Source organism: Streptomyces lanatus, from assembly GCF_014655715.1.
Taxonomy (GTDB): Bacteria; Actinomycetota; Actinomycetes; order Streptomycetales; family Streptomycetaceae; genus Streptomyces; species Streptomyces lanatus.
Window position 1 is genome coordinate 269,216 of record NZ_BNBM01000004.1, and the last position, 26,303, is coordinate 295,518.

General features: G+C 71.0%; 23 protein-coding genes. 8 read left to right on the top strand and 15 right to left on the bottom strand.

Going from position 1 to position 26,303, the window contains the following annotated elements; genetic code table 11:
- Positions 1 to 27: 27 nt before the first annotated feature.
- The 10 genes from IE325_RS13225 to IE325_RS13270 all read right to left on the bottom strand — a co-directional run bounded on the left by IE325_RS13225 (position 28) and on the right by IE325_RS13270 (position 11,524).
- The gene (locus tag IE325_RS13225; protein ID WP_190070022.1) at positions 28 to 663 is read right to left on the bottom strand and encodes a bifunctional 4-hydroxy-2-oxoglutarate aldolase/2-dehydro-3-deoxy-phosphogluconate aldolase; all 636 of its coding nucleotides are present in this window, start codon (positions 661 to 663) and stop codon (positions 28 to 30) included.
- On the bottom strand, positions 654 to 1,499 hold the full coding sequence (locus tag IE325_RS13230) for a hypothetical protein (RefSeq protein ID WP_190070341.1): 846 nt from the start codon (positions 1,497 to 1,499) through the stop codon (positions 654 to 656). The genes IE325_RS13225 and IE325_RS13230 overlap by 10 nt, the downstream gene beginning before the upstream one ends.
- A 5-nt stretch (positions 1,500 to 1,504) precedes the next feature.
- Positions 1,505 to 2,650 (bottom strand): galactonate dehydratase, encoded by a 1,146-nt coding sequence (dgoD, locus tag IE325_RS13235; RefSeq protein WP_190070023.1) that lies wholly within the window; start codon positions 2,648 to 2,650, stop codon positions 1,505 to 1,507.
- Complete coding sequence (locus tag IE325_RS13240; protein WP_190070024.1) at positions 2,647 to 3,396, bottom strand: FadR/GntR family transcriptional regulator; 750 nt, start codon at positions 3,394 to 3,396, stop codon at positions 2,647 to 2,649. The genes dgoD and IE325_RS13240 overlap by 4 nt, the downstream gene beginning before the upstream one ends.
- A 37-nt stretch (positions 3,397 to 3,433) precedes the next feature.
- Positions 3,434 to 4,183, bottom strand: a complete 750-nt coding sequence (locus tag IE325_RS13245) for an SDR family NAD(P)-dependent oxidoreductase (protein ID WP_190070025.1) — start codon at positions 4,181 to 4,183, stop codon at positions 3,434 to 3,436.
- 46 nt (positions 4,184 to 4,229) lie between these two features.
- On the bottom strand, positions 4,230 to 6,272 hold the full coding sequence (locus tag IE325_RS13250) for an alpha-galactosidase (RefSeq protein ID WP_190070026.1): 2,043 nt from the start codon (positions 6,270 to 6,272) through the stop codon (positions 4,230 to 4,232).
- Positions 6,269 to 7,108, bottom strand: a complete 840-nt coding sequence (locus IE325_RS13255; RefSeq protein WP_190070027.1) for a carbohydrate ABC transporter permease — start codon at positions 7,106 to 7,108, stop codon at positions 6,269 to 6,271. Before IE325_RS13255 ends, IE325_RS13250 begins: the two co-directional genes overlap by 4 nt.
- Positions 7,108 to 8,043 (bottom strand): carbohydrate ABC transporter permease, encoded by a 936-nt coding sequence (locus IE325_RS13260; RefSeq protein ID WP_190070028.1) that lies wholly within the window; start codon positions 8,041 to 8,043, stop codon positions 7,108 to 7,110. Before IE325_RS13260 ends, IE325_RS13255 begins: the two co-directional genes overlap by 1 nt.
- Position 8,044: 1 nt before the next feature.
- Positions 8,045 to 9,325 (bottom strand): ABC transporter substrate-binding protein, encoded by a 1,281-nt coding sequence (locus IE325_RS13265; RefSeq protein WP_190070029.1) that lies wholly within the window; start codon positions 9,323 to 9,325, stop codon positions 8,045 to 8,047.
- Between the two features lie 108 nt (positions 9,326 to 9,433).
- The gene (locus IE325_RS13270; RefSeq protein WP_190070030.1) at positions 9,434 to 11,524 is read right to left on the bottom strand and encodes a DUF8189 domain-containing protein; all 2,091 of its coding nucleotides are present in this window, start codon (positions 11,522 to 11,524) and stop codon (positions 9,434 to 9,436) included.
- Between the two features lie 296 nt (positions 11,525 to 11,820).
- On the opposite strand from IE325_RS13270, the gene IE325_RS13275 reads away from it, so the two are divergent.
- From IE325_RS13275 to IE325_RS13290, 4 genes are all read left to right on the top strand, one after another.
- Positions 11,821 to 15,867: a discoidin domain-containing protein gene (locus IE325_RS13275; protein ID WP_190070031.1), complete on the top strand. Its 4,047-nt coding sequence runs from the start codon at positions 11,821 to 11,823 to the stop codon at positions 15,865 to 15,867.
- 134 nt (positions 15,868 to 16,001) lie between these two features.
- Entirely contained in the window at positions 16,002 to 17,045 is a 1,044-nt protein-coding gene (gene mgrA / locus IE325_RS13280) for an L-glyceraldehyde 3-phosphate reductase (protein WP_190070032.1), read from the top strand.
- Positions 17,046 to 17,230: 185 nt separating this feature from the next.
- Positions 17,231 to 18,391 carry a S1 family peptidase gene (locus IE325_RS13285; protein WP_190070033.1) on the top strand — a complete coding sequence of 387 codons (1,161 nt, stop codon included), beginning with the start codon at positions 17,231 to 17,233 and terminating at the stop codon, positions 18,389 to 18,391.
- Positions 18,392 to 18,494: 103 nt separating this feature from the next.
- A complete protein-coding gene (locus tag IE325_RS13290) occupies positions 18,495 to 18,824 on the top strand; it encodes an antibiotic biosynthesis monooxygenase family protein (protein WP_190070034.1) in 330 nt (109 codons plus the stop codon).
- Between the two features lie 38 nt (positions 18,825 to 18,862).
- Here IE325_RS13290 and IE325_RS13295 read toward each other — a convergent pair whose 3' ends face one another.
- From IE325_RS13295 to IE325_RS13305, 3 genes are all read right to left on the bottom strand, one after another.
- A complete protein-coding gene (locus IE325_RS13295; RefSeq protein WP_190070035.1) occupies positions 18,863 to 19,738 on the bottom strand; it encodes an alpha/beta fold hydrolase in 876 nt (291 codons plus the stop codon).
- Positions 19,722 to 20,525, bottom strand: coding sequence for a DUF817 domain-containing protein (locus tag IE325_RS13300; protein WP_190070036.1), 804 nt, complete (start codon positions 20,523 to 20,525; stop codon positions 19,722 to 19,724). The genes IE325_RS13295 and IE325_RS13300 overlap by 17 nt, the downstream gene beginning before the upstream one ends.
- A 74-nt stretch (positions 20,526 to 20,599) precedes the next feature.
- Complete coding sequence (locus IE325_RS13305; RefSeq protein WP_190070037.1) at positions 20,600 to 21,049, bottom strand: hypothetical protein; 450 nt, start codon at positions 21,047 to 21,049, stop codon at positions 20,600 to 20,602.
- A 204-nt stretch (positions 21,050 to 21,253) separates the two neighbouring features.
- Here IE325_RS13305 and IE325_RS13310 point away from each other — a divergent pair, with 204 nt between their 5' ends.
- Entirely contained in the window at positions 21,254 to 21,628 is a 375-nt protein-coding gene (locus IE325_RS13310) for an SH3 domain-containing protein (protein ID WP_190070038.1), read from the top strand.
- Between the two features lie 105 nt (positions 21,629 to 21,733).
- Complete coding sequence (locus IE325_RS13315; RefSeq protein WP_190070039.1) at positions 21,734 to 22,660, top strand: GNAT family N-acetyltransferase; 927 nt, start codon at positions 21,734 to 21,736, stop codon at positions 22,658 to 22,660.
- A 195-nt stretch (positions 22,661 to 22,855) separates the two neighbouring features.
- Here IE325_RS13315 and IE325_RS13325 read toward each other — a convergent pair whose 3' ends face one another.
- The gene (locus IE325_RS13325; RefSeq protein WP_229911820.1) at positions 22,856 to 23,245 is read right to left on the bottom strand and encodes a hypothetical protein; all 390 of its coding nucleotides are present in this window, start codon (positions 23,243 to 23,245) and stop codon (positions 22,856 to 22,858) included.
- Positions 23,246 to 23,316: 71 nt separating this feature from the next.
- Positions 23,317 to 23,475, bottom strand: coding sequence for a hypothetical protein (locus IE325_RS13330; RefSeq protein ID WP_190070041.1), 159 nt, complete (start codon positions 23,473 to 23,475; stop codon positions 23,317 to 23,319).
- 214 nt (positions 23,476 to 23,689) lie between these two features.
- On the opposite strand from IE325_RS13330, the gene IE325_RS13335 reads away from it, so the two are divergent.
- Both IE325_RS13335 and IE325_RS13340 read left to right on the top strand, forming a co-directional pair.
- Positions 23,690 to 25,528, top strand: coding sequence for an ABC transporter ATP-binding protein (locus IE325_RS13335; protein WP_190070042.1), 1,839 nt, complete (start codon positions 23,690 to 23,692; stop codon positions 25,526 to 25,528).
- Between the two features lie 59 nt (positions 25,529 to 25,587).
- A complete protein-coding gene (locus IE325_RS13340) occupies positions 25,588 to 26,268 on the top strand; it encodes a class I SAM-dependent DNA methyltransferase (RefSeq protein ID WP_190070043.1) in 681 nt (226 codons plus the stop codon).
- The last annotated feature ends 35 nt before the right edge of the window (positions 26,269 to 26,303 follow it).

A 26,303-nucleotide genomic window follows, 5' to 3' on the forward strand; every position in this document is an offset into this window, starting at 1 on the left:
CTGCCACAACGGAACGCAAGCCCGCGATCACAGGTTCTCCCCCTCTGCCACGACCGCCCGGAACAGACGGGCGCGTTCCCTCAGCGCAGCGATGCTGCCGCCGTCCGCCGCGTCGCCGATCAAGGGTGAGCCGACGCCCACCGCGACGGCACCCGCCGCGAGGCAGGCACGCGCGGCGGCCTCGTCCACGCCGCCCACGGGGACGAACGGCGCGTCGGTGAACGGCCCGCGCAGGGCCTTGAGATAGGCCGCTCCCCCGGACTGGGCGATCGGGAAGACCTTCAGCGCGGCCACACCCATCGCTCGCGCCGCGATGATCTCGGTCGGGGTCAGGACGCCGGCCAGCACCGGCAGGCCCAGCTCCTGTGCCGTGGTGACGCCGTCGCCGAGTCCCGGGGTGACCGCGAAGTCGGCTCCGGCGCGGTGGGCGGCGCGGGCGTCCTCGGCGGTCAGTACGGTGCCGGCGCCGAGGGGGTGGTCGGGGCCGAGGGCGTGCCGGGCGCGTTCGATGACGGAGAGGGCGTCCTTGCCGGAGAGGGAGACCTCGACCAGCTCGATGCCCTCCTCCACCAGGGTCAGTACGGTGCGCAGCGCGGCGTCGGGGTCGTCGCCGCGCACGATGGCGACCAGGCGGTGAGTGGCCAGCGCGGCTGTCAGGTCCACGGGTGGTGCTCCTTCGGTGGGGAGAGCGCGGGGCAGCGGCAGGCCCCGGTGAGGGTGAGCCGCCAGTGGACCCGACCGGATTCCGGGACCTCCGCGGCGTCGTCGGGGCCCGCGTCGGCGAGGTCGAAGACGCGGCCGAGCATGGGTTCCACGCCCGTGCTGCGGTAGGGGTGCGGCTGGGGGTAGCCGCTGAGGTTGCGCCACAGGGCGGTCGACACGGGCTGGCCGCCCGCCCGTAGTTCCAGGGCAAGTCGGTCGTCGCCGTCGTGGACGCAGCACAGCGGGGTGTCCACGACGGCTCCGACGGCCGTTCCGTCATCGGGGCCGAGCCGATGAAGGGGCAGGCCATGAGGTGTGGGCCAGGGCCCGGCGATCCACGGTGCCCCGGCGGGCCAGGGCTCGTTCAGGAGTGGGGCGGCCTCGGGGAAGAGGCGCGTGGGGGCGCCGGGCGGCATGCGCAGGGTCGCGTTCGCCGACAGGTCCAGCAGGGCGTGCGCGGCCCACACGAAGCGGAAGCCGGGTCGTGCGGTGAGGGTGTAGGAGGCCTCGACGCCGTCCGCCGTGGGCACGATGGAGCGTGTGAGGGTGAAGGATTCGGCGCGCACACTCTCGCCGTCGCCGGTCCGGGTCCACCGGCGGGACCAGACATCCCCGTGGTCGGGCCGACCCCGCACCGTCGGGACGCACTCCTCCAGCCCGCCCGCGTCCACGAACGCATCCCCCGGTACGGCCTTGTCCCGTTCCGGGGCCGTGCGGTGCCACAGCCATTCGCGTCCCCCAGCGCGCAGCGAGGTCCAGCGCCCGCCGTGCACGGGGTCGGTCGTCACCGTCAGCACCTTCGTCACCACTCCGCGAACGAGCCGTCGTCATGCCGCCACACCGGGTTCCGCCAGGCGTGTCCGGCGCGGTCGGCCGCGCGTACGGCCGCCTCGTCGAGGGTGATGCCGAGGCCCGGGGCGTCATTGAGCGGTGCGTGGCCGTCGACGAAGCGGAACGGGGTGGGGTCGGCGAGGTAGGAGAGCAGGTCGGCGTCCTTGTTGTAGTGGATGCCCCGGCTCTGTTCCTGGATGAGGAAGTTGGGGGTGGCGAAGGCGACCTGGAGGCTGGCGGCGAGTGCGATGGGGCCGAGCGGGCAGTGCGGGGCGAGTTGAGCGCCGTAGGTGTCGGCGAGGGAGGCGATGCGGTGGACCTCGGAGATGCCGCCGGCGTGGGACAGGTCGGGCTGGGCGACGGCGATACCGGCGGTGAGGGCGGGCAGGAACTCGCCGCGCGAGAAGAGGCGTTCGCCGGTGGCGAGGGGGATCGGGGTCGAGGCGACCAGGCCGGGCAGCAGAGGGCCGTGTTCGGGGACGACGGGTTCCTCGACGAACAGCGGGTGCAGCGGGGCGAGTTCGGCGAGAACCCGGCGGGCGCTGGCGGCGGTGAAGCGGCCGTGGAAGTCGACGGCGACATCCCGGTCCGGGCCGAGGGCCTCGCGGGCGGCGGCCACACGGTCGACGACGGCAGCGGTCTCGGCCGCCGTCGTGATCGGTGAGGTGGCGCCGGCGGCGTTCATCTTGACCGCGGTGAATCCGGCCTCGACCTGGGCGGTGATCTGCTCGGTGAGCTCGGCGGGTTCGTCGCCGCCGACCCAGGCGTAGACGCGGACGCGGTCGCGTACGGGTCCGCCGAGCAGGGCGTGCACGGGGGCGCCGTAGGTCTTTCCGGCGATGTCCCACAGAGCCTGGTCAATGCCCGCGACGGCACTCGACAGGACCGGGCCGCCGCGGTAGAAGCCGCCCTTGGTGAGCACCTGCCAGTGGTCCTGGATACGCAGCGGGTCCTTGCCGATGAGGTACTCCGCGAGGACGTCCACGGCCGCCCGGACCACCTCGGCCCTGCCCTCGACCACGGGTTCGCCCCAGCCGACCACTCCGTCGTCAGTCTCGATCCGGCAGAACAGCCAGCGCGGCGGGACCAGGAAGGTTTCTATGCGCGTGATCTTCACTTGCCGCCGGTGCCCTTCGTGTCGTCGTCATCGTCGTCGGCCTCGATCCGGTCCAGATCGCGGCCGGCCTGCGCGAGCAGCGCCCGCATCGCGGCCTCCGCGGCCTGCGGGTCCTTGTCGCGTACAGCGTCCAGGACGGCGCGGTGGGCGGGTACGGGGTCCTCGCTGTGGGGGTGGCTGTGCACGATGCGGTCGCGGTGGGCGAGGCCCGGCTCGATGACCATCTCCATGCGCTGGAGCAGTTCGTTGTGGGTGGCGGTGAGCAGGGCGCGGTGGAAGGCGAGGTCGGCCGCCACGGCCTGCCCCGGGTCGAAGCCCTCCTCGCCCATGGCCTCCAGGGCGGCTTCGAGGGCGGCGAGGTCGTCGTCGGTACGGCGCTCGGCGGCGAGCCGTACGGCGGCCGGTTCCACGATGACGCGGACCTCGGCGAGGTTGCGCAGCAACGTCCGGTCGGCGTCGGTGGCCTGTTCACCGCCCTCGAACTGCCAGCGCAGTACGTCTGCGTCGAGCAGGTTCCAGTCGGCGCGGGCCCGCACGAAGGTGCCGCGTTTCTGACGGGCGTCGACCATGCCCTTGGCGGCGAGCACCTTCAGGGACTCGCGCAGCGCGGTGAGACTGACGTCCAACTCGCTCTGCAGCGCCACCAGGTCGAGCGTGGCACCCTCGGGGATCCGGCCGCCCAGGATGCGGCGGGCGAGGGCCTCCACGGTCTGGCCGTGCACGCCGCGGCGGGCGTAGGGCGTCATGTCGTACAGCCTTTCTCGAGCAATCCGGGGACGGTGGTCATACGGAGTCCTTCACGACGCTCCAGCCGCCGTCCACCACGAGGCTCGTGCCGGTGATGTAGGAGGCTTCGTCGGCGCTGAGGAAGGCGATGGCGGCGGCCACCTCCTCGGGGGTGCCGAAGCGCCGGGCGGCCGTCTCGGCGACGCTGCGCTCGCGGTCCTCGGGCGGCACCCCGTCCCAGGCGGCGGTCAGGATGGGGCCCGGCAGGACGGCGTTGACCCGGACGTCGGGCCCGTACTCGGCGGCCAGCTGCCCGCACAGCGACAGTAGGGCGCCCTTGGACGCGGCGTAGGCGGGGTGCCCGGGGATGCCCACGCGCGCCTGGACGGACGAGGTCAGCACCACGGCGCCGCCCCGCTCCCGCAGATCGGGCAGGACGGCCCGGAAGCCGAGGAAGCTCGCGGTGACGTTCACGGACAGCTGGCGCTGCCACGATTCGAGGGTCGTCTCGTGCGCGGGGGCCACGTCGACGGTGTGGGCGTTGCTGACGAGAACGTCCACGGGCCCGAAGTCATGGGCGACGGCCACGATCCGCCGCCAGTCGTCCTCGGCGGCCACATCGGCGCGCACGAAACGGGCCCGGCCACCGCCCTCGCCGATCCGTTCGGCCATCTCCGCCCCGCGCTCCTCGGCCAGATCGGCGAGCACGACCGCGGCTCCCTCCTCGGCCAGGCGCACGGCGGTGGCGGCGCCGATGCCGGATGCCGCGCCGGTGACCACGGCGGTACGGCCGGTGAAGCGGTCCATCGTGAGTTCTGCTCCTTCATGAGATCCGGGGACTGGGCTACTGGGCTCACTCACGCGTCAATACCACCAGGTCGGCATCATGATCGCGGCTCCATACGAACGGCAGCCCGTAGTGCAGCAGATGGGCTCCGCCGTACGTCGTCCCGGTCGCCGCGTCCCGATAGTGGGCCGTAGGCTCCAGCCCGCGCAGCCTCAGCCGGTCCGGCCGGCCGGGCACGAGCGGGGCTCCGTCGAGCCGCCCGGTGCTGAGCGCGGCGACGACGGTGCGGTCACCGGCGTCGTACTGCACCCCGCAGGTGGGGTCGGCCGGGGAGCCGAGCAGCCGGGCCTCCCCGTGGTGGATGACCTCGCGCACCTCCTTGTAGCGGGCGACCCACCGCGCGGCCTCGGCCCGCTGCTCCGGCGTCCAGGCCCGCAGGTCGGCTCCGATGCCCAGCACTCCGCACATGGCGTTCACGAAGCGGAACGCGAGGCTGCGCGGGCGTGGGTCGAAGACGCCGGGGGCGTCGGTGACCCAGGAGCTCATGGTGTGCGGCGCGTGGGCGTGCAGGAAGCCGTGCTGGATGCTCAGCCGGTCGAGCGGGGCGGTGTTGTCGCTGGGCCAGACGACGTCGGTGCGGGCCAGCGTCGCGTGGTCGATACGGCCGCCGCCGCCCGCGCAGCCCTCGACGGTGACGTCGGGGTGGGCGGTGCGCAGATGGTCCAGGACGCGCAGATATCCGGCGACGTGCTCGGCGTCCAGGTCGCCGGGGCGTCCGCGTTCGGTGGGCGGGCGGTTCATGTCCCACTTGAGGTAGCCGATGTCGTACGTGCCGAGGAGCCGGTCCAGGGTGCCGATCACGAAGTCCTGGACGTCGGGGCGGCCGAGGTCGAGGAGGAGCTGGTTGCGGACCAGGCGGGCAGGCCGGCCGTCGATCCCGTAGACCCAGTCTGGGTGTTCGGCGTGCAGTCGGCTGCCGGGGCTGACCGCCTCGGGCTCGACCCACAGCCCGAAATCGAGCCCCAGGCCTCGCACCTCCCCGATGAACCGGTCGAAGCCCTGTGGGAAGGCCACCGGGTCCGGGTACCAGTCGCCCAGTCCCCCGGTGTCGTCGCCACGGCCGGTGAACCAGCCGTCGTCCACCACGAACAGCTCGGCGCCGATGTCCGCGGCCACCTTGGCCAGTTCGAGCTGCCCGGCGGCGTCGACGTCGAAGCCGGTGGCCTCCCAGGAGTTGTAGAGGACCTTGCGGGTGCGGTGCAGACGGTCCCCGGCGAGACGGCGCTCGTAGCGGTGCCAGACGCGGGAGAGTCCGTCGAGTCCGTCCGGGCTGAACGCGCAGGCGAGACGGGGGGTGGTGAGGGTGGTGCCGGGTGCCAGGGTCACCGCCCCTTCGTGCGGGACCCGCCCGGCCCGTACCCGAATCGCGCCGCCTGGTTCGGCCTCGGCGGTGATGTGCCAGTTGCCGGGCCATTCGAGAGCGATGCCGTAGGCGGCCCCGGCCGCCCCGTCCTGTATGGCGAGCCAGGGCGCGTAGGCATGACCGGGTACGCCCTGGGTGCTGCCGATGGTGAAGGTGCCCCTGGTGAGGTCGAGTTGAGTGCGCTGGAACTCCTGCGACCACTGGCCGGCGAGGTAGGTGAGGCGGGCCCCTGCGGTGACGGGCACGTTCACGGCGGCCGAGTCGAACCGCTCCAGGCGGAGTTCCTCCCGGGCGGTGTGCTCGGTCCAGCGGAGGATGACGTCGGTGCCCGGCACGGTCTCGTAGCAGAGGACGGTGCGCAGTCCGAGGACGTCGTCGGTGAAGGCGAGGCGCAGGGTGCCCTCCCCTTCCTCCGCCCCGGCGAAGTCCCACCAGACGCCCCGGTCCGCCCCCGCCGCCACCAGCTCGGCTCCGTTGAACGGCCGTAGTCCGTACGGCAGATACTCGGCCGGGGCCGCGTCGGCGGGAGTGATGAAGTGGGTGCGGTGGGACCAGTCGAGGGCCGACGGGCCGGTCTCGACGCCGAGCGGGCCCCAGACGTCCAGCTCGGCCCACGGGCCGTCCGGGGAGAGGCGCACGGTGTAGCTGGTGTTCTCCGTGCGCAAGGTCCAGCGCTGGTACGTCACTTGACCGCCCCCAGGTTGAGCCCGGCCACGAAGTGCCGCTGGAACCGCAGGAACACGGCCACGGTGGGCGCGGCGGCGATGACCGAGCCGGCCGCGATCACGTTCCACATCGACACATACTGCCCCTGAAGTCCGATGAGCGCCGCGGTGATCGGCATCTTGGTGTCGCTGCGCAGCACGGTGATCGCCCACAGCAGGTCGTTGAAGATCCAGGTGAAGGACAGGGCGCTGAGCGCGGCGAGCGCGGGCCGGGTGAGCGGCAGGATGATCCGCCAGAAGATCTGCCAGGGCCCGGCACCGTCCACGACGGCCGCCTGCTGGATCTCGGCGGGGATGGACCGCATGAACCCGTGCAGCACGAAGACGTAGAAGCCGACGCCGAACCCGATCTGCACACCGATCAGCGCGGGCAGTGTGTCGTAGACGCCCATGAGTTCGCTGAGCTTGGCGACGGGGATGAGCAGGATCTGCGGCGGGAGCAGGTTGCCGCCGAGCATGAGCAGCAACAGGGAGCGGCGCAGGGGCAGTTCGTAGCGGCTGAGGGCGAACGCGGCCATGGCGGCCAGGGCCAGCGTGGCCAGTACGCACGGCACGGTGACGATGAGGCTGTTGATCAGGGCGCGCTGCTGGCCGCCGTCGACCCAGGCCAGCCGGAAGTTGTCCAGGGTGAAGGACTGGGGCCAACTGCCCAGCCCGTTCGCGGCGATGTCGTCGAAGGAGCGCAGGCTGGTCACCAGGACCAGGGCGATCGGTAGCAGCCACAGCACGGCCAGGGCGCCGGCGCCGAGATGGAATCCGGCGGTCGCGGCCCGCCTGCGGCGAAGGGCGGTGGACATCAGTCGGCCTCCCTGAAGGCGCGGACCAGGTAGGAGGCGATGACGCCGAACGCCAGCAGGAAGATGACGACGGCGAGCGCGGAGCCGTAGCCGAGGCGCAGGGACTGGAAGGCGGTCGAGTACATGTAGGTGCTCAGCAGTTCGGACGAGTGGTAGGGGCCGCCGCGGGTCAGCGACCACACGACGTCGAAGGAGCGCAGCGAGTCGATGACGATGACCGACAGGACGACCGCGTTGACGCTGCGGAGTTGAGGCAGCGTGACATGTCGGAAGCGCTGCCAGGCGCTCGCGCCGTCGACCTTGGCGGCCTCGTACAGGGCGGGGTCGATGCCCTTGAGGCCGGCCAGGTACAGGACCATGACGTAGCCGATCTGCCGCCACAGCGCGGGCACGATGACCGCGTACAGGGCGGTGTCCTGGTCAGCGAGCCAGGCGTGGCGCAGGCTGCCGAGGCCGAGCGACTCCAGGAGCTGGTTGAGGACGCCGTCGGGCTGGTAGATGGCCTGCCAGACCAGGGCGGTGGCGACCAGGGAGAACACCACGGGCAGGAAGAGGGCGGCCCGGTAGAAGCCGATGCCGCGCCGCTCCTGCTGGAGCAGCAGGGCCGTGGCGAGGCCGAGCAGGGCGGAGAGGCCGCCGAACAGCACCAGCCACAGCACGGTGTGGCCCATGGCGCCCCGGAAGGTGTCGTCGCCCGCCATCTCCCGGAAGTTGCCCAGGCCGACGAACTTCGGCGCCGACACACCGTCCCAGCTGGTCAGGGCCAGATAGAAGCCCTGGAGCGCGGGCCAGAACACCCATACCGCCTCGACGAGCAGCGGGACGAGGACGAAGGCGAGCACCAGCGGAGGTGTGCGCCCAGGTCCCCGGCCCCGGCCGCCACGGGACGGCGCCGGGACCGGAGACTTGCGGTGGGGGGCGGTCAGGACGGCCATGTCAGGCGTTCCAGATCTTCTCGGCCTCGCGCTGCCAGTCGGTGAGGATGGAGCCGATCTCCTTGGGCTTGGCGAGGAACTTGGTCAGCGCGGTGTCGGCGGTGGGCTGGAGGGCGTCGCTGGAGTCGCGGTTGAAGTACTGGGTGAGCTCGGCCGCCTCCTCGATGTGCTTACGGCCCTTCTTCACCAGCGGGGTGCCGGCGTCCTTGGCGTCGGGGTGGCAGGGCAGGACGGTGCCGGAGGATCCCTTGATGTAGAGCTCCTGGGCCTCGGCGGTGGCGAGATAGCCCAGCAGGTCGAGGACCCCGTCCTTGCGCCCGGTGCGGGCACTGGCGAAGTAGCCGTCGGTCGGGGCCTCTTCGGCGAGCGGAACCTTCGGGTCGATGACCGGGAAGCGGAAGAAGTCGATGTCGTCGAGGGCGTCCTTGGGGGCCGCGTCGGCGAAGAAGGTGCCGATCAGCATCATGCCGCTACGGCCGTTGAGCAGCACCGTCGTGGCGTCCTGGAAGGCGCCCGCGGTGCCGTTCGGGTCGAAGTACGGCAGTACTTCCTGCCAGCGGTCGAAGACCTTGCGCACTTCGGGGTCGTCGAAACGGTGCTGTCCGGCCAGCAGTCCACGGTGGTACTTGGCGCCGTTGATCCGGATGTCGAGGTAGTCGAACCAGGCGGAGGCGACCCAGGGGGTGTTGCCTCCAGCGCCCAGGCCGATCGGGGCGACGCCCTTGCTCTTGAGCTTGTCGCACAGGTCGAGGAAGTCGTCCCAGGTCTTCGGCTCGCTGACGCCCCACTTGGCGAAGTTGGACTTCCGGTAGAACATGCCCCACCAGTAATAGGTGGCCGGGACGAAGACCTTCTTGCCGGAGCTCGACGTGCACAGCGAGTTCAGGGCCTTGGAGTAGCGCTTGAGGTCGGAGGTGCCCCAGAGGTCGTCGAGGCCGAGCAGCAGGTCCTTCTTCGCGTACGCCTCCGCGACCGAGCCGGGGTACCAGGTGTAGACGTCCGGCGGGTTGGCGGAGGTGAGATACGTCGGCAGCTGGGTGCGGAAGGTCTCCGCGGCGACCGTGTTGAGGCTGACGCCGCCCTTCTTGCCGTAGGCGGCGACGACGTCCTCCATCGCGGCCTTGGCCTGCGGCGCGGACAGGTTGGACTGGAGGGTGACCGCGCCGTCCGAGGAGGACTTCGAGGACGAGGTCGAGGTGACGCAGCCGCTGAGCAGCGCGGCGGTGCCGGTGGCGCCGAGACCGGCGAGGAAGCGCCGTCGGCTGGGTCGAGGATTGATCATGGTGGCTCCCTGTGGGTCCGCGCGGCGGATCCAGGTTCGCGTGGCACACCGGCCACGTCAAGATTAATTACTAATTTATTTGGACCAGAATCAGGACCAGAACTTGGACTACGGCCGCTCGAACTGCGTCCGGTGGACGTACCCGTCGACCCCACGGAACACGACGTCAACCGCACCGCCCGGCCCCTCGACCGCCCCGAGCGCACCTTCGAAGGCGGCGCTGGGGAACTCCTGCCGCTTGGTCCACCCCTGCCAGGCATCGCCCTCGAAGCTGCGCTGCCAGAGCGTGTAGTCACCCGCCCGCGCGTACAGCACCACCGCGTCCCCCACGGCCACGAGCGTCGGACTGCCGCTCACGGTCCCGCCGAGCGAGGCCCACTCCGACCACTCCCCCGAGGCGTCCCGCGACCGCGTCCACACGTCGTCCGCCGAAGTGCGCACGGCGACATGGACCCGCCCCCGCGCATCGACGACGGCGGACGGTCTGCCGTAGACCGGCCGCTCGCCAGGCGCGCCGAGCGACTCCCAGCCGGACGCCGGCCCACGCCGCACGACCTGCCCGTCCGCCCCGCGCGCGACGAGCGTCCAGTGCTCGGGGTCGCTGAACGCCACCGACGGCGCATCGGTCACCCGCCCGCCCAGGTTCTGCCAGCCACCCCAGCGTCCACCGTCGAACACCCGCCGATAGACACGGGAGTCGGCGCCGCGTACGAAGACGTCGATACGACCGCCGTCGGAGGCGTAGGCGGCGGGCTGGCCGAGGATCTCGCCGCCCAGGTCCCTGGTCCGCGAGGTGGCGTCGCCCGCCGTCGTGTGCTGGACGAGATTCCCGCGCGGTCCCCGGAAGAAGGTGGTCAGCGCGTCACCGGTGCGCACGACGGCCGGGCTCGCACTGGCTCGTTCACCCAGGCTCACCCCCGGCAGGGCCTCCTCGCCGGTCAGCTTCAGCAACGCGGTGCCGTGCGCGGGGACCTCGACGGTGTACGACCCGGTGTGCGTCCCGCGATCCGCGCGGGCCCGCAGGTCGCGCACCTTGACCGCGCCGCCCAGGGCGGCGTCGGCGAACTTCACGGTGCGCAGGGCGGGCTGATCGGAGCGATTGAGCAGGACGACCGCCCGCTGTCCGCGCCCCGCGAGGTCCTTGCTGTAGACGTCGCCCACGGAGTCGGCGGCCACCCGGACGCCCTGGACGGCGAGCGGGTCCTGGTTGACGGCGATGATCTCCGGGTTGCCCAAGGTCTTGATCATCGCGGCCGACAGGGTACGGGGGTCCGAGCCGAGGACGAGCGGTGAGGCCATCTCGGCCCACATCACGAACTGCGTGGTCGACTCCTCCTCGGTCAGCTCCAGGGAGCCGTCGGCCATGCGGCGCATGGGGATGAGGTAGTCGGGGTCGTTGTAGTGGCCGGGCCCCTGCGCCTCGGGGTGCCAGGCGTTGGCGTCCATGTTGCGCAGCACGTTGGGCCACTGCCCCGGGCTGGGCGTCCCCCAGGCGATGTCGGTCCCGGTGCGCCAGGAGTCGGCGATGGTCGGGGCGTAGGTATAGGTGTTGTGCGCGTCCTGCTCGGGCGTGTGCGGCAGGCCCCAGTCGTCGGTGAGCGGGTTGCAGAGGTTGAGCACCATCCTGCGGCCCGACTTGGCGACGGCGTCGCTGAACTCCTTGAACGCGGGCCCCGGATCGAGCTTGGCACCGATGCCGCACAGGAAGTCGACCTTGATGGCGTCGACCTTCCAGTCGGCGAACTGCCGCGCGTCCTCGTCGTAGTGGCCCCGGCTGCCGAGTCCGCAGGTCTTGCCGCCGTCGTAGGTTCCGGCATCGGTGTAGATGCCGGCCTTCAGTCCCCGCTTGTGCAGATAGGAGACCAGGGCCGGGATGCCGGAGGGGAAGCGGTCGGGGTGGGCCGTCAACCGCCCCTGTGCGTCACGGGGGTTGTCGGCCTGCCAGCCGCCGTCCAGCCACACGATGTCGTAGCCGCTGTCGCGCAGCCCGCTGCTGACCAGCTTGTCGGCGACCGCGCGGACCTCCTTCTCGGTGGGCGCGCCGAGCCCGTAGTAGCTGTTCCAGCCCATGTACGGCGTCGGTGCCAGACCGCTGTCGTAGTAGGCGGGCGCGCCCTGGTCGACGGTCCCGGTGGGGGTCGCGGACGCGGACGCCGTCAGAGCTACGGAGATCGCGGTTGCGAGGACGAGTGAAGCCACGTGCCTCTCCCGGAGGTTGGGAAGCGAGGGGAGGTGTGACGCGGGCCACTCGGAGGGCCGGGGCCGTCGGCGTCACGGCGAAGACTGTGGCGCGCGGCCGAAACCCTGTCAATATTAATTACTAATTTAAAGAAACATGGGTCCGAATCCGTCGGAAGTCTTGACGCGCCCACGTCGGCGGTGCACTGTTCGGCAACGTTGTCAGAGACCACTCGGCCAAGCCTTTGGCAACGTTGTCACAGCCTGATTCCAGGCCGCCTCGTTCACCGGACACCCCTGATCGGAGCCGTCGCCCCATGCCGGATCAGCCTTCTGCGCCGTCCCGTCGCACCGTTCTCACCGCCGGGTCCACCCTACTCGCGGGCTTCGGGCTCGGCATGAGCCTGCCGACCGCATCCGTCGCGGCCGATTCCGGCCAGGCCCGCTCCCTCGACGAACTCGCCGCCTACCGCCCGGTGACGGTCTCCTCCACCGACTACGCCCCGACGCCCGCCGAGTTCGCGGTGGACGGCCTCGACGGTGCGGGGGTGCGCGGGACGGGCTGGCGGGCGGCGCCCGGTGACCCGCAGTGGATCTGCGTGGACCTCCAGGCGATGTGCGAGGTGGAGTCCCTACGGCTCGTCTTCGAGGCGACCGTGGACGATCCGCCGTATGTCGACGCGCCCGGGGGCAATCCGCGCGACAACACCACGGGGCAGGAGATCCTCTCCAGCTGCGCGGTCGACTTCGTCGTCGAGACCTCCCGCGATCAGCGGACATGGACGGCCGTGTACCGCACCGAGTCCGGCCGGGGCGGGGTGCTGGAGATCCCCCTGGCGCGGCCCGTGACCGCACGCTGGGTGCGCATGACCGTACACAAGCGCTCGAACGCCAACCCCCTGGGCCTCAACGGCCTCCAGGTGTACGGCACCTGCGCCACCCACCGCCCGGCCGCCACCGGCTGGACCGACTGGGGCGTACACCACCGCACTCCCCCGGCGCTGAAGGTCGCCGCGGACGGCACCGTGCCGCTGGAGTCCGGCTGGGACCTGACGATGGACGACTGGGCCGGCGCGGAGGGCGCCGACCTGTCCAAGCCGTCGGTCGACACCAGCCGCTGGCTCCCGGCCACGGTGCCCGGCACCGTACTGGCCTCGCTGGTGGACCAGGGCCATCTGCCCGACCCCGTCTCCGGCTTCAACAACCTGCACGTGCCGGAGGCCCTCTCCCGCCACTCGTGGTGGTACAGACGCCAGTTCCGCCTGCCGAAGGGCCTGCGCACCGGCGCCGGGCGCCACGTCTGGCTGGAGTTCGACGGCGTCAACCACCGGGCCGAGGCCTGGCTCAACGGCAGCCCCGTCGGCGACGTCACCTTCCCCTTCGCCCGCGCCGCCTTCGACGTGACGAAGCTCCTCACCGGCACGGGCGAGCAGGCCCTGGCCGTAAGGATCACGCCCATGCCGTTCCCGGGCAGCCCCGGCGACAAGGGCCCGGCCGGCCTGGCGTTCGTGGACGCCGGGGCGAACATGATGAACCGCAACTCGCCCACGTATCTGGCCGCTTCGGGCTGGGACTGGATGCCCGCGGTACGCGACCGGGCCGCCGGCATCTGGAACCACGTCCGCCTCCGCTCCACCGGCGCGACCGTCCTCGGCGACCCCCGCGTGGACACCCGGCTGCCCGACCTCCCCGACACCGGCACGGCCGAGCTGACGATCGTGGTCCCGGTCCGCAACGCCGATTCCGACAGCCGGCGCGTCACGATCTCCGCCGCCTTCGACGGCGTACGGCTCACCCGGACGGTCACCGTCCCCGGGGGCGCGACGGCCGACGTCACCTTCAGCCCGGCCGCTCACCCACAACTCCGCCTCCGCAACCCGAAGTTGTGGTGGCCCAACGGCTACGGCGACCCCGCCCTCCACCGGCTCACCCTCACCGCGTCGGTCGCGGGACAGGAGAGCGACCGGCGCACGACCCGGTTCGGCATCCGGCAGTTCGGCTACGAGTACGACGTCCCGCTCACCTTCCAGTCGGGCGGCGACGCCTACGCGCAGACCGTCGACCTCACCCGGCAGAAGGCCCGGCACATACGGATCCTGTGCCGCACCCGCGCCACCGACTGGGGCTCGTCCATGTGGGGCCTGTCGGTCCTCGACAGCTCCTCGCCCGGCAACGACCTCGCCCTGCACCGACCGGCCACGTCGTCGTCCGTCGACGATCCCGGCAACCGGCCCGGCAACGCCACGGACGGCGATCCGAAGACACGCTGGTCGTCGGCGTTCGAGGACGACCAGTGGATCGAGGTCGACCTGGGCGCCTCGGTGTCCTTCGACCGCGTGGTCGTCACCTGGGAGCAGGCGTACGCGAAGACCTACACGATCCAGGTCTCCGACGACGGCCAGGAATGGCGGGACGCCGCCTCGGTCGACAACACGGCGACTCCCCTGCCCTTCCGCACGACGGGCTCGGCCGCCCTGCAGAACGTGGAGTTCGAGGCCCGGACCGCACGCCACGTCCGGGTGCTCTGCCACAGCCGCGCCACGAGCTGGGGCGCGTCGATGTGGAGCCTGTCGGTCATCGACAGCTCCTCCCCCGCCACCGATCTCGCCCTGCGCAAGACGGCCACCGCCTCCTCGGAGGAAGGCTCGGGCAGCAGGGCCACGAACGCCGTGGACGGCGATCCGAACACCCGCTGGTCCTCGGCATATGAGGACGAGCAGTCCATCCAGATCGACCTCGGTGAGCGGGTGACGTTCGACCGTGTGGCCATCCTGTGGGAACAGGCGTACGCCAAGACCTACACGATCCAGGTCTCCGACGACGCCGAGACCTGGACGGACGTGAAGTCCGTGGACAACTCCACCGTGCCGCTGAAGATCAGCGTCAACGGTGTCCGTGTCTTCTGCCGGGGCGGCAACTGGGGCTGGGACGAGCTGCTGCGGCGAATGCCCGCCGAACGGATGGACACGGCCGTACGCATGCACCGCGACATGAACTTCACGATGATCCGGAACTGGCTCGGGTCCAGCAACCGCGAGGAGTTCTACGCCAGTTGCGACGAACACGGGCTGCTGGTCTGGAACGACTTCCCCAACGCCTGGGCCATGGACCCGCCGGACCACGAGGCCTTCCTGAGCCTGGCGCAGGACACCGTGCGCCGCTATCACAGCCACCCCAGCATCGTCGTGTGGTGCGGCGCCAACGAGGGCAACCCGCCCGGTCCCGTCGACGACGGCATGCGCGCGGCGGTGCGGGCGGAGGCGCCCGATCTGCTGTACCAGAACAACTCCGCGGGCGGCATCGTCTCCGGCGGCGGCCCGTACGGCTGGGTCGAGCCGCAGAACTACTTCTCAGCCAAGAGCAGTCCGGGTTTCCACACCGAGATCGGCATGCCGGTCGTACCGACGGCCGAGACGATGGGTCGGCTCGTCGGCGACGAACCCGAGTGGCCCATCAAGGGCGCCTGGTACTACCACGACTGGAGCACCCGCGGGAATCAGGCACCGCAGAACTACCGCGCGGCCATCGAGGCGCGACTCGGCGAGGCGACGGGCCTCGACGACTTCTGCCGCAAGGCGCAGTTCGTCAACTACGAGAACTTCCGCGCCATGTTCGAGGCATGGAACGCCCGGCTGTGGGACGACGCGAGCGGGCTGATGCTGTGGATGTCCCACCCCGCCTGGTACAGCACGGTGTGGCAGAACTACGACTACGACTTCGACGTCAACGGCGCCTACTACGGCGTCCGCAAGGCCAGCGAGCCCGTCCATGTGCAGGCCCACCCGGTGAGCGGGCAGGTGATCGCCGTCAACCACACACCCCGGCGCATCTCCGGCGCCACGCTCACCGCACACCGCTACGACCTCTCCGGCCGCGCCCTCGGTCCCGAGCAGCGCGCGACCGTGGACGTAGCCGCCTCGTCGACCGCGCCGGCCTTCACCGCCGGCTGGACGGACGAGCTGCCCGACTTCCACCTCCTGCGGCTACGGCTGGTGGACGCGCGCGGGGAACTGCTGGCCGAGAACACGTATTGGCGCTACCGCGAGCCCGCCCACATGCGCGCGCTGAACGAGGTCGGGCGCACCCGAGTGTCGGCGGAGATCACCGACAGGGACCGCACCGGGCTCACGGTGCGGCTGCGCAACCGTGGCACGACCGTCGCGGCGATGGTGCGCGTCTCGCTCCTGGACGCGAAGAGCGGTCACCGGGTGCTGCCCACGCTGTACGGCGACAACTACCTGTGGCTGCTGCCCGGCGAGTCGCGGACCCTCGCACTGTCCTGGCCCGCCACCTCCCTCGCGTCCGGCAGGCCTGCCGTGCGGGTGGAAGGCCACAACGTGCCCACGGTGAAGGTCGGCGCCTAGGCATTCAGAAACGACGTCGCTGAATCCGATGAAAAGGATGCGTTGGACGTCAGAATCAGTCAGGAGCAAAGTGAGCACGTCCCCCACCAGGGACGGAACGACCCCCATGGCACAACCTTGCGGAGAAACCCTCGATGAACCACGTCGCTGATCCCGAGCGCTACAACGGCACCATGCGATACCGGCGCACCGGACGCTCGGGACTCGACCTGCCCGTGCTGTCCCTGGGGTACTGGCACAACTTCGGTGACGACAAGCCCTTCGAGGCCCAGCGCGAGATCGCCCTGCGCGCATTCGACCTGGGCATCACCCACCACGACCTCGCCAACAACTACGGCCCGCCCTACGGCTCCGCCGAGATCAACTTCGGCCGGCTGATGAAGCAGGACCTGGCGCCGTACCGGGACGAGCTGGTGGTCTCCACCAAAGCCGGCTGGGACATGTGGCCGGGCCCCTACGGCCAGGGCGGCGGCTCGCGCAAGTATGTGCTGGCCTCGCTCGACCAGTCGCTGCGGCGGACGGGGCTGGACTACGTCGACATCTTCTACTCCCACCGGCTCGACGCGAGCACGCCGCTGGAGGAGACGATGGGCGCGCTCGACACCGCCGTACGCCAGGGCAAGGCCCTGTACGTCGGCATCTCCTCCTACGACGCCGAGCGCTCCCGGGAGGCGGCGGCCATCCTGCGGGAGCTGGGCACGCCGCTGCTGATCCACCAGCCGTCGTACAGCATGCTCAACCGCTGGATCGAGACCGAGGGCCTGCTGGACGCCGCCCAGGAGGAGGGCTTCGGGGTCATCGGCTTCACCGCGCTCGCCCAGGGGCTGCTGACCGGGCGTTATCTGGAGGGGGTCCCCGCCGGTTCGCGCGCCACCCAGGGCAAGTCATTCGACGAGACGTGGCTGACGGACGACATGCGGCGCAGGCTGGGCGCCCTGAACGACATCGCCGCCCGTCGCGGCCAGAGCCTCGCCCAGATGGCCCTGGCCTGGGCGCTGCGCGACCAGCGTGTCACCTCGCTGGTCATCGGCGCCTCGCGCGCCGAGCAGCTGGAGCAGAACGTGGCGGCGCTGGAGAACCTCGACTTCACGGACGAGGAACTCGCCGAGATCGACAAGTACGCCACCGACGGCGGCGTCGACCTGTGGCGGGACGCCCGCACCGGCAACGTCGGCTGAGACACGGCGAGGCGGCCCCGGCCGCACCGCGGGTGCCCGTGCGGCATTCGCGGTGCGGCCCTTTTCATGCCTTTGGTATGGACCTGACATTCCGGCGTCGCTATGCTCTGCCCGACCCTGATGAGAGCGCTCTCAGTTTGCGGTTGTTCCACCCCACCTTGTTGGAACGACGAAGGGCAACTCCCTTGAGACGCAGCAGACTCACCTACGCCGGCCTCGCCGCGCTCCTGGTGCTCGGCGGCTGGACGGCGAGCGGAACCGGGCAGGCCTCGGCGGTCGACTCCCCCACGGCGGCGGACAGCGAACCGGCCGCCTCCGAACTGGTCCGGGCGATGCAGCGCGACCTCGGCCTGTCGAGGGAAAGGGCACAGGCCAGGCTGGCGGCGGAACGCACCGCCATGAGCGTCATGCCGAAGGCCCGCAAGGCCGCCGGATCCTCCTACGGCGGCGCCTGGTTCGACGCGAAGAGCGACCGGCTCACCGTGGCCGTCACCTCCGACGCCCCGTCCGCGACCGTGCGGGACGTGCGGTCCACCGGGGCGAGCGTGCGCACCGTCACGCACAGCGCGCGCGAACTGGACACGGCCAAGGCACGTATCGACCGGCTGTCCGCACCGTCGGGTGTGAGCAGCTGGCATGTCGATCCGGTCGGCAACACCGTCGTCGTGAACGTGGTTCGCGACCAGCGGTCTGACAACGATGTCCGCCAATTCGTCTCGCGCGCCCGCGAGGCGGGCCCCGTCGCCGTCGAAACGGTCGCCGCGGCCCCGAGCACCTTCGCGGCGGGCACGGTCGGCGGCGACCCCTACTACACGGGCAACGTCCGCTGCTCCATAGGCTTCTCGGTGCACGGCGGATTCATCACGGCCGGGCACTGCGGCCAGCCGGGCGCGGGCGTCCGGGGCTGGGACGGCTCCAACATCGGCACCTTCCAGGGCTCGTCGTTCCCTGACAACGACTACGCCTGGGTGAGCGTCGGCAGCGGCTGGTGGACCGTACCGGTCGTCCTCGGCTGGGGCACGGTCCCCGACCGTCTGGTGCGCGGCTCGGCCGAGGCCCCGGTCGGCGCCTCCATCTGCCGCTCCGGTTCCACGACGCACTGGCACTGCGGCAATGTGCTGGCCAAGAACGAGACGGTCAACTACAGCCAGGGCGCGGTGCACCAGATGACGAAGACCAGTGTGTGCGCCGAACCGGGCGACTCCGGTGGCTCCTTCATCAGCGGTGAGCAGGCGCAGGGCGTCACGTCCGGCGGCTGGGGCAACTGCTCCGGTGGCGGGGAGACCTGGTTCCAGCCCGTCAACGAGATACTCGGCCGCTACGGGCTGACCCTGCACACGGCCTGATCCCGGATGGGAGGAGCGGTTCCGGCGGTCACCGGCGGCGCCGGGCCGCTCCTCGCACGAGCCGCCGCGTGTCCGGCGGTGGGTGTGCGGCAGGATGAGCACCATGAGCGTAGTGAAGATCAACGTACTGACCGTGCCCGCCGAGCAGCGCGAGACGCTGGAGAAGCGGTTCGCCTCGCGTGCGCACGCCGTGGAGGGCTCCGACGGGTTCGAGTGGTTCGAGCTGCTGCGGCCGGTCGAGGGCACCGACACCTACCTCGTGTACACGCGGTGGCGTGACGAGGCCTCGTTCCAGGCCTGGATGGAGGGTCCGATGAAGTCGGCCCACCAGGGCGGCGGCGAGGGAGGCGGGGAGCGTCCCAAGCCGGCGGCGAGCGGTTCGACCCTGTGGTCCTTCGAGGTCGTGCAGCAGGCGGGGCCGAAGGGCGAGTAGTGGGCGGGCGGCGGGGGCGGTGTCGCTCCCGCCGTCGCTCATCCGCTCTCCCCCGCCTTCCCGAGTAGCGGGGCGAGCACCGGTTCGGCGTGCGCCCACAGCAGTGCGCCGCCGATGCCGGGTACGACGTGGCGCCGGGCGCCCGGGATCCGGGCGGCGAGCAGTGCCCCGTCGTCGGGCGAGTGGGTGGTGTCTTCCGCGCCGTACCAGATGTCGACCGGGACGGTGATGCTGTCGAGCGTGAACGGCCACCGCCCCATGGCCAGGACCGTGTCGCGGGCGTACCCGGCGGCTCCTTGAGAGAAGGCCTCGTCCAGGGCCCTGCGGTAGGCGGTGGCGAAATCGGGATCCCGGTACACCGCGAGGTCGCATGCGGGGCTCCCGGCCATGACCATGTCCCACATCGCGTCCGCGGTGAAGCCGGCGAAGAACTCCTCGGCGCCTTCCGGGTTCCGCACGGTCCGCTCGACGAGGCCGCGCAGTTCGGCCGGCAGTGCGGAGGCGAACTCCGGTGCGGCGATCTCGTCCGCTCCGGAGACGATCGCCAGGGCCGAGGCGATGCCCGCTTCGGCGCAGGCGAGGGCGAAGGGCGCGCCCTGCGAGTTCCCGACGAGCGCCGGGTGTCCGAGCCCCCGCAGTGCGCACAGGTGACGTATGTCGGCGGCGAAGTCGGCGAAGGTCCTGCCGGGTGCCGGTGTCGATACGCCGAGCCCCGGGCGGTCCACCGACACGAGCCGCACGCCGAGCGCGTCGACGGCCCCGGTGCCGAAGCCGAGCCACCGGCTCGTTGCCGCGCCCGGGCACAGCAGGACGGGCACGCCGTCCGACGGCCCCCATTCGGCCCAGCCGAGCGTCCGCCCTTCCGGGAGTCGGGTGTGGCCGAGCCGGGCGGGCTGGTCAGCGTATGCGTTCATGATCGGCATTGTGGTGCGACCGGGTGATGGCCGCCAGGACGAAAGTGACGCTGATCAGCAGGGACCAGGCGCCGAACTTCTCGACTCCCACGGGCTGCCAGCCGTCGAGTTGATAGGGGTAGCGCCAGGCACCGACGTAGGTCGCGAGGTTCTCGGCGATCCAGAGGAAGAAGCCGATCAGGACGAACGACAGCGCGAGGGGCATACGGCGGCGTGTGCCGCGCACCGTGAAGCGCACCGAGGTGCCCGCTGTGACGGCGAGGAGCGCGGCGGCCAGGAGCCAGCGGATGTCGGGGAGCCAGTGGTGGCTGAAGAAGTTGATGTACACGGCGGCGGCCACGACGGCCGTGGCGCGCGGGCGGTAGCGGACCAGTTCCAGGTCGAACAGGCGCCAGGCGCGGCAGACATAGCTGCCGACGGCGGCGTAGAGGAATCCTCCATAGAGCGGGACGCCCGCGAACTTCAGGACGGCCGGTTCCGGATAGCTCCATGAGCCGAGCGACACCTTCACCAGTTCGAAGGCCAGGCCGATGACATGGCAGACCGCGATGACGGCGACGTCCCGCCCGTTCTCCCAGCCGCGCAGCCAGAACAGCAGCGTCAGCAGCACCCCGTAGACGACGAGCAGGTCGTAGCGGGCCACGGGGAGGCCGGGCAGCAGGGTGGACGCCGCCACGCCGGACATCAGGGCGATGGCGAAGGCGCAGGACCGGGCCTGGAGCCACGCGAATTCGAGCAGCTGGCGCAACGGGGCGCCCAGGGGGCCGGAGGGGCTGGCGGTGTACATGATCCCAAGGACGAGCCGCTGGCCGTCTTGGTTGCCCTGCCCGGATTCCGGCCCCGGCGCGGGGCCTGCGTCGGTCAGTACCAGTTCGTGCTGGCCAGGGCGTGGCCGTCGCAGGCCAGCAGGGCGCGCGAGACGCGGCCGCTGAGGTTGTTGCCGATCTTGGTGTAGGCGTAGTTGATGCCGGCGTCGACGGTCTCCGAGACCCAGCCGTCGGCGCGTGCGGCCCCGGAGTTCGAGCGCTCCAGCACGGCGGCGCAGTTGGCGCGGGAGTTCTCGATGCGGGCGAAGGAGCCGCACCGGTCGGAGTAGAAGTACTTCAGCGACATGCCGTCGGCGGTCTTCGTCGGCCCGACCTGGCGGAAGGATCCGGCGCAGCCGCCGACGGTCGGGTACTGGCCCTCGAAGCCGTAGGCCCCGTAGTTGCCGCCCGAGTGAGGTGCGGCCTGGGCGGTGAACGGGGTGAGCGCCAGCATCGCGGCGGCGCCCGATGTGGCCAGCAGGGTCTGGAGCGTTCGGCGGCGCATGCGAGCCCTCTCTGATGGGTCGTCGGTCCGCGGAGCCGGCCGTCGTCCCGGCCGTGCACCGCTTGTTGTCAGGACCGTAGGGTCCGTGGCCTCCGCGGCGGTACCTGACAACTCTCAGGGTCCTTGTGACCTCCCGTTTCCCTACAGTTCGAAGCGCCCGGCCGGATGCCGGGCGAGTGACCCGACGAAACAGGGGGACATCTCATGACCACGCGTACCTTCGCCCGGGCCGCACTCGTCGGCGCCGGCGCGCTCGCGCTGCTGGGACCGCTCACCGCGGCCACGGCCGTCGCGGCCTCCGACACGGACCGTGGCGGCGCCCGCATCATGGCCGCGCCGTACGCCGTCGTGCCGTACGAGACGGTCAACGTCCGCTCCGGACCGGCGCGTTCGTACGACAAGGTCGGCAAGGTCACGGCGGGCCAGCCGCGTGGCGCGTACTGCTGGGTGCGGGGCGAGACCATCACCGACAACGGCTACACCAACAATGTGTGGGTCAAGCTCGTCGAGGGCTATGTGAGCGCCATCTACCTCAAGGGCAACCAGTACGGCGACCTGCCGGCCTCCGCGACCTGCTGACCTCCGCGCGCACCGTGCCGGGGAGGGTGCGCGCACTGCCGGGGGAGGGTGGCCGCCGCCGAAATTCCGTTGCGGCCGTGCCGCCCTCCCCCGGACCCTGGGCCCATGTCCTACGTCCTTCGCCCGGCCGGCCTCACCGACGCGGCGGCCATCACCGATCTGCTCAACGCCATCGACCGCATCGAGATCGGCAGGCCCGAGACCGATCTGCACACCGTCGAGGCCGATCTGAAGCGGCCCGACATCGCGCTGGAAAGCGACTCGTGGCTGGTGTTCGACGGCGACCGACTGGTGGCGTACGGCCTGCTGTGGGACGAGTCGGGGGGCGAGCGCGTCGACGTCGACCACTATGTGCTGCCCGACCATCAGCGCGCGGGCGAGCTGATCCTGGACGCCCTTGAGGCCCGGGCGCTGCACAAGACCCGGGAGAACGGCGCGGGGCGGGCGGTGGTGCATCTGCACCTCAACTCCGAACCGACGCTGGACACGGGCCTGATCGAGCGGCGGGGGTGGTCCGTCGTACGGCGCTATCACGTGCTGCAACGGGAACTCACGGCCACCGACGACGTGGATCCCGAGGTTCCACCGGGCGTGCGTCTACGTCCGTGCGCCGACGAGGCCGACCGTGCGCGGGTGCACGCGCTGTACCAGTCGAGCTTCGCCGAGCACTTCGACTTCCAGCCACGTGCCTACGAGCAGTGGCTGCACGACATCGACGCGGACGCCCTCGACTGGTCCCTGGTGTGGATCGTGGGCACCGATGACCTGGGCGACGCGGGGTTCCTCATCTCCCGCGACGACCTCGCGGCCAGGGGCTGGATCCGCAGCATCGGCGTCGTCCACGAGGCCCGGGGACGCGGGCTGGCCGGTCTGCTGCTGCGCCAGGCGTTCGCCACGTTCGCCGCCCGGGGCCGCGAGGCGGTGGGCCTCGGCGTGGACACCGCCAACCCCACAGGGGCGCCCGCGCTTTACGCCCGGCACGGGATGGGCGTGCACTACGCCGTGGACACGTGGGAGACGGTCCTCAGCTGACGCGGGCCGCGACCCGACCGACATCCGCGACGCGCCTGCCTCCTGGCCCAGGGCTGCTGCGGCAGCCGTTCGCCGCCCGGAGCCGCCAGACGGTAGGGCTCGGCGTGGACACGGCCAACCCCACAGGGGCTCCCGCCCTGTACGCCCGGCGCGGGATGGGCGTGCACTACGCCGTGGACACCTGGGAGACGGTCCTCAGCTGACGCGGGCCGCGGTGCGGCTGTTCTCGTGGCGCAGGGCCGCGCCCGTGACCAGCGCGCCGATCCCCTCCCACAGGCCTACGCCGAGGAAGCCAGACGGGGCTCGGCCGCCGAGGACCGCGAGGGTGAAGACCGTGCAGGTCAGCAGGCGGAAGGGCACGGTCCAGCGGAAGAAGGCCTTCCAGTCGGAGAGGGCGGCCAGCACGTAGTACACGCCCATGTTGAGCGCGGCCATGGACGAGGCGGTGACGAAGACCTCGGTGTGGTCCCCTGCCGCACGCCGGGCGTCCGCCACGGGTGTGAATCCCATGAGCCGGAGCAGGACGTCGGGGGCGACGAGCCCCAACAGGCCCATGCCGGCGGCCAGGACACCGAACACGGCCATGGTCCAGCCGGACGGGGAGCGGGGCAGGAGTCGCACGAAGTCCTCCATGGGGCCTGGGAGTTGGGCCTCGATCAGGGGTGGGCAGCGGTTCTTCGAGCGTTGTTGTACAGGCGCAGCAGGTGCTTGGCCACCGCGCAGGGCACGGTGTCGGCATGGCATTGCCGGCAGGTCCGCATGTGGTGTTCGTAGTCGGTACGCGCCCGCTGGAGGGCATCGCTCTGAGACGACATCGAGGTCCTTGGAATTACTGATGGGGGGTGACGGCAGCGCGGGTGCCGGGGTGACCGCGACGGGCACCCGAGGTGAAAGTTGATCATGTTACTTGTGGTAGCGGAAAGTCGTGACCTGGGGCATTCCGGCCCGAAAAACGCTTGGACTCCACCACCGCCCGTACGGGACACTGCGTACTCGCGCAATTACTCGACGTAGCCATACAGGGGTGGGATGGGAACGCCTGAGTCACGCAGGGTCCTGCCGGGCAAGCGCTCGGTGCTACTCGCACTTCGTTACTACGGCCGGGAGTTGGTCCGGCTGCGGCGGCTGACGGTACCCGCCATGCTGCTGACGGCCGTGGGCAACATCGGCCTCAACTACATCGCGCCGCTCATCGTCGCCAAGCTGGTCGGCGATGTCGCGGACGACACGGACATCACCTTCGCCGCGGCACTGCCGTATGTGCTGGGCTTCGTCGGTGTGCTGCTGCTCTCGGAGGGGCTGTGGCGGATCGCACTGCACTGCCTGAACCGCCTGGACGCCCTGGGCATCGAGCACCTGTATGTGATCGGCATGGACGAACTGTTCGCCAAGGACGCGGCGTTCTTCCACGACAACTTCGCCGGCTCACTGACCAAGCGCGTCCTCAGCTTCGCCGCCCGCTATGAACAGTTCGTCGACACACTGGCGTTCCAGATCGTGGGCAGCTTCGTGCCGCTGCTGTTCGGGACGGTCGTGCTGTGGCGCTACGAACCGATGCTGGTCGTCGGCCTCCTGACGATGATCGTGCTGACGGCAGTGTGCGTGGTGCCTCTGGTCCGGCGCCGGCAGGCCCTCGTCGATCTGCGCGAGGAGGCGATCGCGCGGGTGTCGGGGCATGTCGCCGACAGCCTGATGAACATGGACACGGTGCGGGCGTTCGCCGCCGAGGACCGCGAGGCCGCCGAGCACCGCTCCCGGGTGGCGGCGTCCCGTCGGCTCATGCTGCGGTCGTGGGACTACGGCAATCTGCGCATCGACACCCTGGTCGCACCGATGTCGGTGCTGACCAACGCGCTGGGCCTGCTGCTCGCGGTGGCGCTCGGCGGGGGCGGGGTGGAGGCGGTCGTGGTCGCGTTCACCTACTACTCCAACGCGACGCGGATCATGTTCGAGTTCAACCAGATCTACCGTCGCCTGGAGAACTCAATGACGGAGGCCGCGCAGTTCACCGAGCTGCTGCTGACGCCGCCGACCGTGGTCGATCCGCCGGTGCCGGAGCCGCTGCTGCCCGGCCCTGCCGAGGTCCGCTTCGAGGGGGTGGCCTTCGCCCACGCCGGCGGCCGGCCGCTGTTCGACGGCCTCGACCTGACGGTGCCCGCCGGGACGAAGGTGGGCCTGGTGGGCCGCTCCGGGGGCGGCAAGACCACGCTCACCCGGCTGCTGCTGCGGATGACCGACATCGACGCCGGCCGGATCCTGATCGGAGGTCAGGACATCAGCAGGCTGCGCCAGAGCGACCTGCGCGGTCTGATCGCCTATGTGCCGCAGGACCCGGCGATGTTCCACCGCACCCTCAAGGACAACATCGCCTTCGCCCGGCCCGGTGCCGACGACGCCGAGATCCGCCGCGCGGCCGAGGCGGCGCATGTCACGGAGTTCGCCGACGCGCTGCCCCTCGGCTTCGACACCATGGTGGGCGAGCGCGGCATCAAGCTGTCCGGGGGCCAGCGCCAGCGGGTCGCGCTGGCCCGGGCGATCCTGCGGGACGCGCCGATCCTGCTGCTCGACGAGGCGACCAGCGCCCTGGACTCGGAGAGCGAGATCCTCGTCCAGGAGGCGCTGTGGCGGCTCATGGAGGGGCGGACCGCGCTCGTGGTGGCTCACAGGCTGAGCACCGTCGCCACCATGGACCAGCTCGTCGTCCTCGACCGCGGCCGGATCATCGAGCAGGGCAGTCACGGCGAACTGCTGGCGGCGGACGGTGCCTACGCGAAACTGTGGCAGCACCAGTCGGGCGGCTTCCTCGACGAGGACAGTCCCGCACAGGAGGAGTTGCGGAAGATGGGGGAAGGGCTGGAGCACGCCTAGAGGGCTGAATCTGTATGGATATGAAAAAATGACGCATAATTCTCGCGAGGAGACTCCTGGTGAGCAACCCAGCCGACGAGCTCGATTACGGGACGCTGCGACTCGACCGCACCGGCCAGGCCGAGGCCTTCGACGCCCTCGGCGACCGCTATGACGAGGCCTTCCCGCACAAGGAGGGGCAGGTCGCGGCCGTCGACTGGCTGATCCGCTCCCTGGCACCCGGATCCCGTGTCCTGGACCTGGGCTGCGGCACCGGGTTGCCGACCGCGCGCCAGCTGGCGGAGGCGGGCTTCGCGGTGGTCGGGGTGGATCTGTCGGCCGGGATGGTGGAGATCGCCCGCGCCCATGTGCCCGGCGGGGTCTTCCACCACGCGGACATCGCCGACCTGCGGCCCGGCGGCCCGCTGGAGCTCGGCCGCTTCGAGGCGGTGACCGCGTTCTTCTCCCTGCTCATGCTGCCGCGCGCCGAGATCCCCCTCGCCCTGGGGACGGTCCGCCATCTGCTGGTCCCGGGGGGCCTGTTCGCGCTGTCGATGGTGGAGGCCGATGTGGACGACTTCACGATCCCGTTCATCGGGACGAACATCCGCGTCTCCGGCTATCTGCGGGACGACCTGCGCGCGGTCGTCGAGACGGCCGGCTTCGAGATCGTCGAGGAGTCCTCGCACTCCTACGCTCCGGCTGCCGCCGACATCCAGCCCGAGGTGCAGATCTTCCTACAGTGCCGCCGCCGCGCCTGACGGCCCGCGTGGACAGGCATGAGCCATGAGGCCAG

What these genes read in the sequence shown, in the direction of transcription:
- IE325_RS13290 (WP_190070034.1), top strand. Translation starts at nt 18,495, where the DNA reads ATGAGCGTAGTGAAGATCAACGTACTGACCGTGCCCGCCGAGCAGCGC.
- IE325_RS13330 (WP_190070041.1), bottom strand. Translation starts at nt 23,475, where the DNA reads ATGTCGTCTCAGAGCGATGCCCTCCAGCGGGCGCGTACCGACTACGAA.
- IE325_RS13335 (WP_190070042.1), top strand. Translation starts at nt 23,690, where the DNA reads ATGGGAACGCCTGAGTCACGCAGGGTCCTGCCGGGCAAGCGCTCGGTG.
- IE325_RS13240 (WP_190070024.1), bottom strand. Translation starts at nt 3,396, where the DNA reads ATGACGCCCTACGCCCGCCGCGGCGTGCACGGCCAGACCGTGGAGGCC.
- IE325_RS13275 (WP_190070031.1), top strand. Translation starts at nt 11,821, where the DNA reads ATGCCGGATCAGCCTTCTGCGCCGTCCCGTCGCACCGTTCTCACCGCC.
- IE325_RS13265 (WP_190070029.1), bottom strand. Translation starts at nt 9,325, where the DNA reads ATGATCAATCCTCGACCCAGCCGACGGCGCTTCCTCGCCGGTCTCGGC.
- IE325_RS13315 (WP_190070039.1), top strand. Translation starts at nt 21,734, where the DNA reads ATGTCCTACGTCCTTCGCCCGGCCGGCCTCACCGACGCGGCGGCCATC.
- IE325_RS13300 (WP_190070036.1), bottom strand. Translation starts at nt 20,525, where the DNA reads ATGTACACCGCCAGCCCCTCCGGCCCCCTGGGCGCCCCGTTGCGCCAG.
- IE325_RS13295 (WP_190070035.1), bottom strand. Translation starts at nt 19,738, where the DNA reads ATGAACGCATACGCTGACCAGCCCGCCCGGCTCGGCCACACCCGACTC.
- IE325_RS13325 (WP_229911820.1), bottom strand. Translation starts at nt 23,245, where the DNA reads ATGGCCGTGTTCGGTGTCCTGGCCGCCGGCATGGGCCTGTTGGGGCTC.
- IE325_RS13245 (WP_190070025.1), bottom strand. Translation starts at nt 4,183, where the DNA reads ATGGACCGCTTCACCGGCCGTACCGCCGTGGTCACCGGCGCGGCATCC.
- IE325_RS13255 (WP_190070027.1), bottom strand. Translation starts at nt 7,108, where the DNA reads ATGTCCACCGCCCTTCGCCGCAGGCGGGCCGCGACCGCCGGATTCCAT.
- IE325_RS13305 (WP_190070037.1), bottom strand. Translation starts at nt 21,049, where the DNA reads ATGCGCCGCCGAACGCTCCAGACCCTGCTGGCCACATCGGGCGCCGCC.
- mgrA (WP_190070032.1), top strand. Translation starts at nt 16,002, where the DNA reads ATGAACCACGTCGCTGATCCCGAGCGCTACAACGGCACCATGCGATAC.
- IE325_RS13310 (WP_190070038.1), top strand. Translation starts at nt 21,254, where the DNA reads ATGACCACGCGTACCTTCGCCCGGGCCGCACTCGTCGGCGCCGGCGCG.
- IE325_RS13260 (WP_190070028.1), bottom strand. Translation starts at nt 8,043, where the DNA reads ATGGCCGTCCTGACCGCCCCCCACCGCAAGTCTCCGGTCCCGGCGCCG.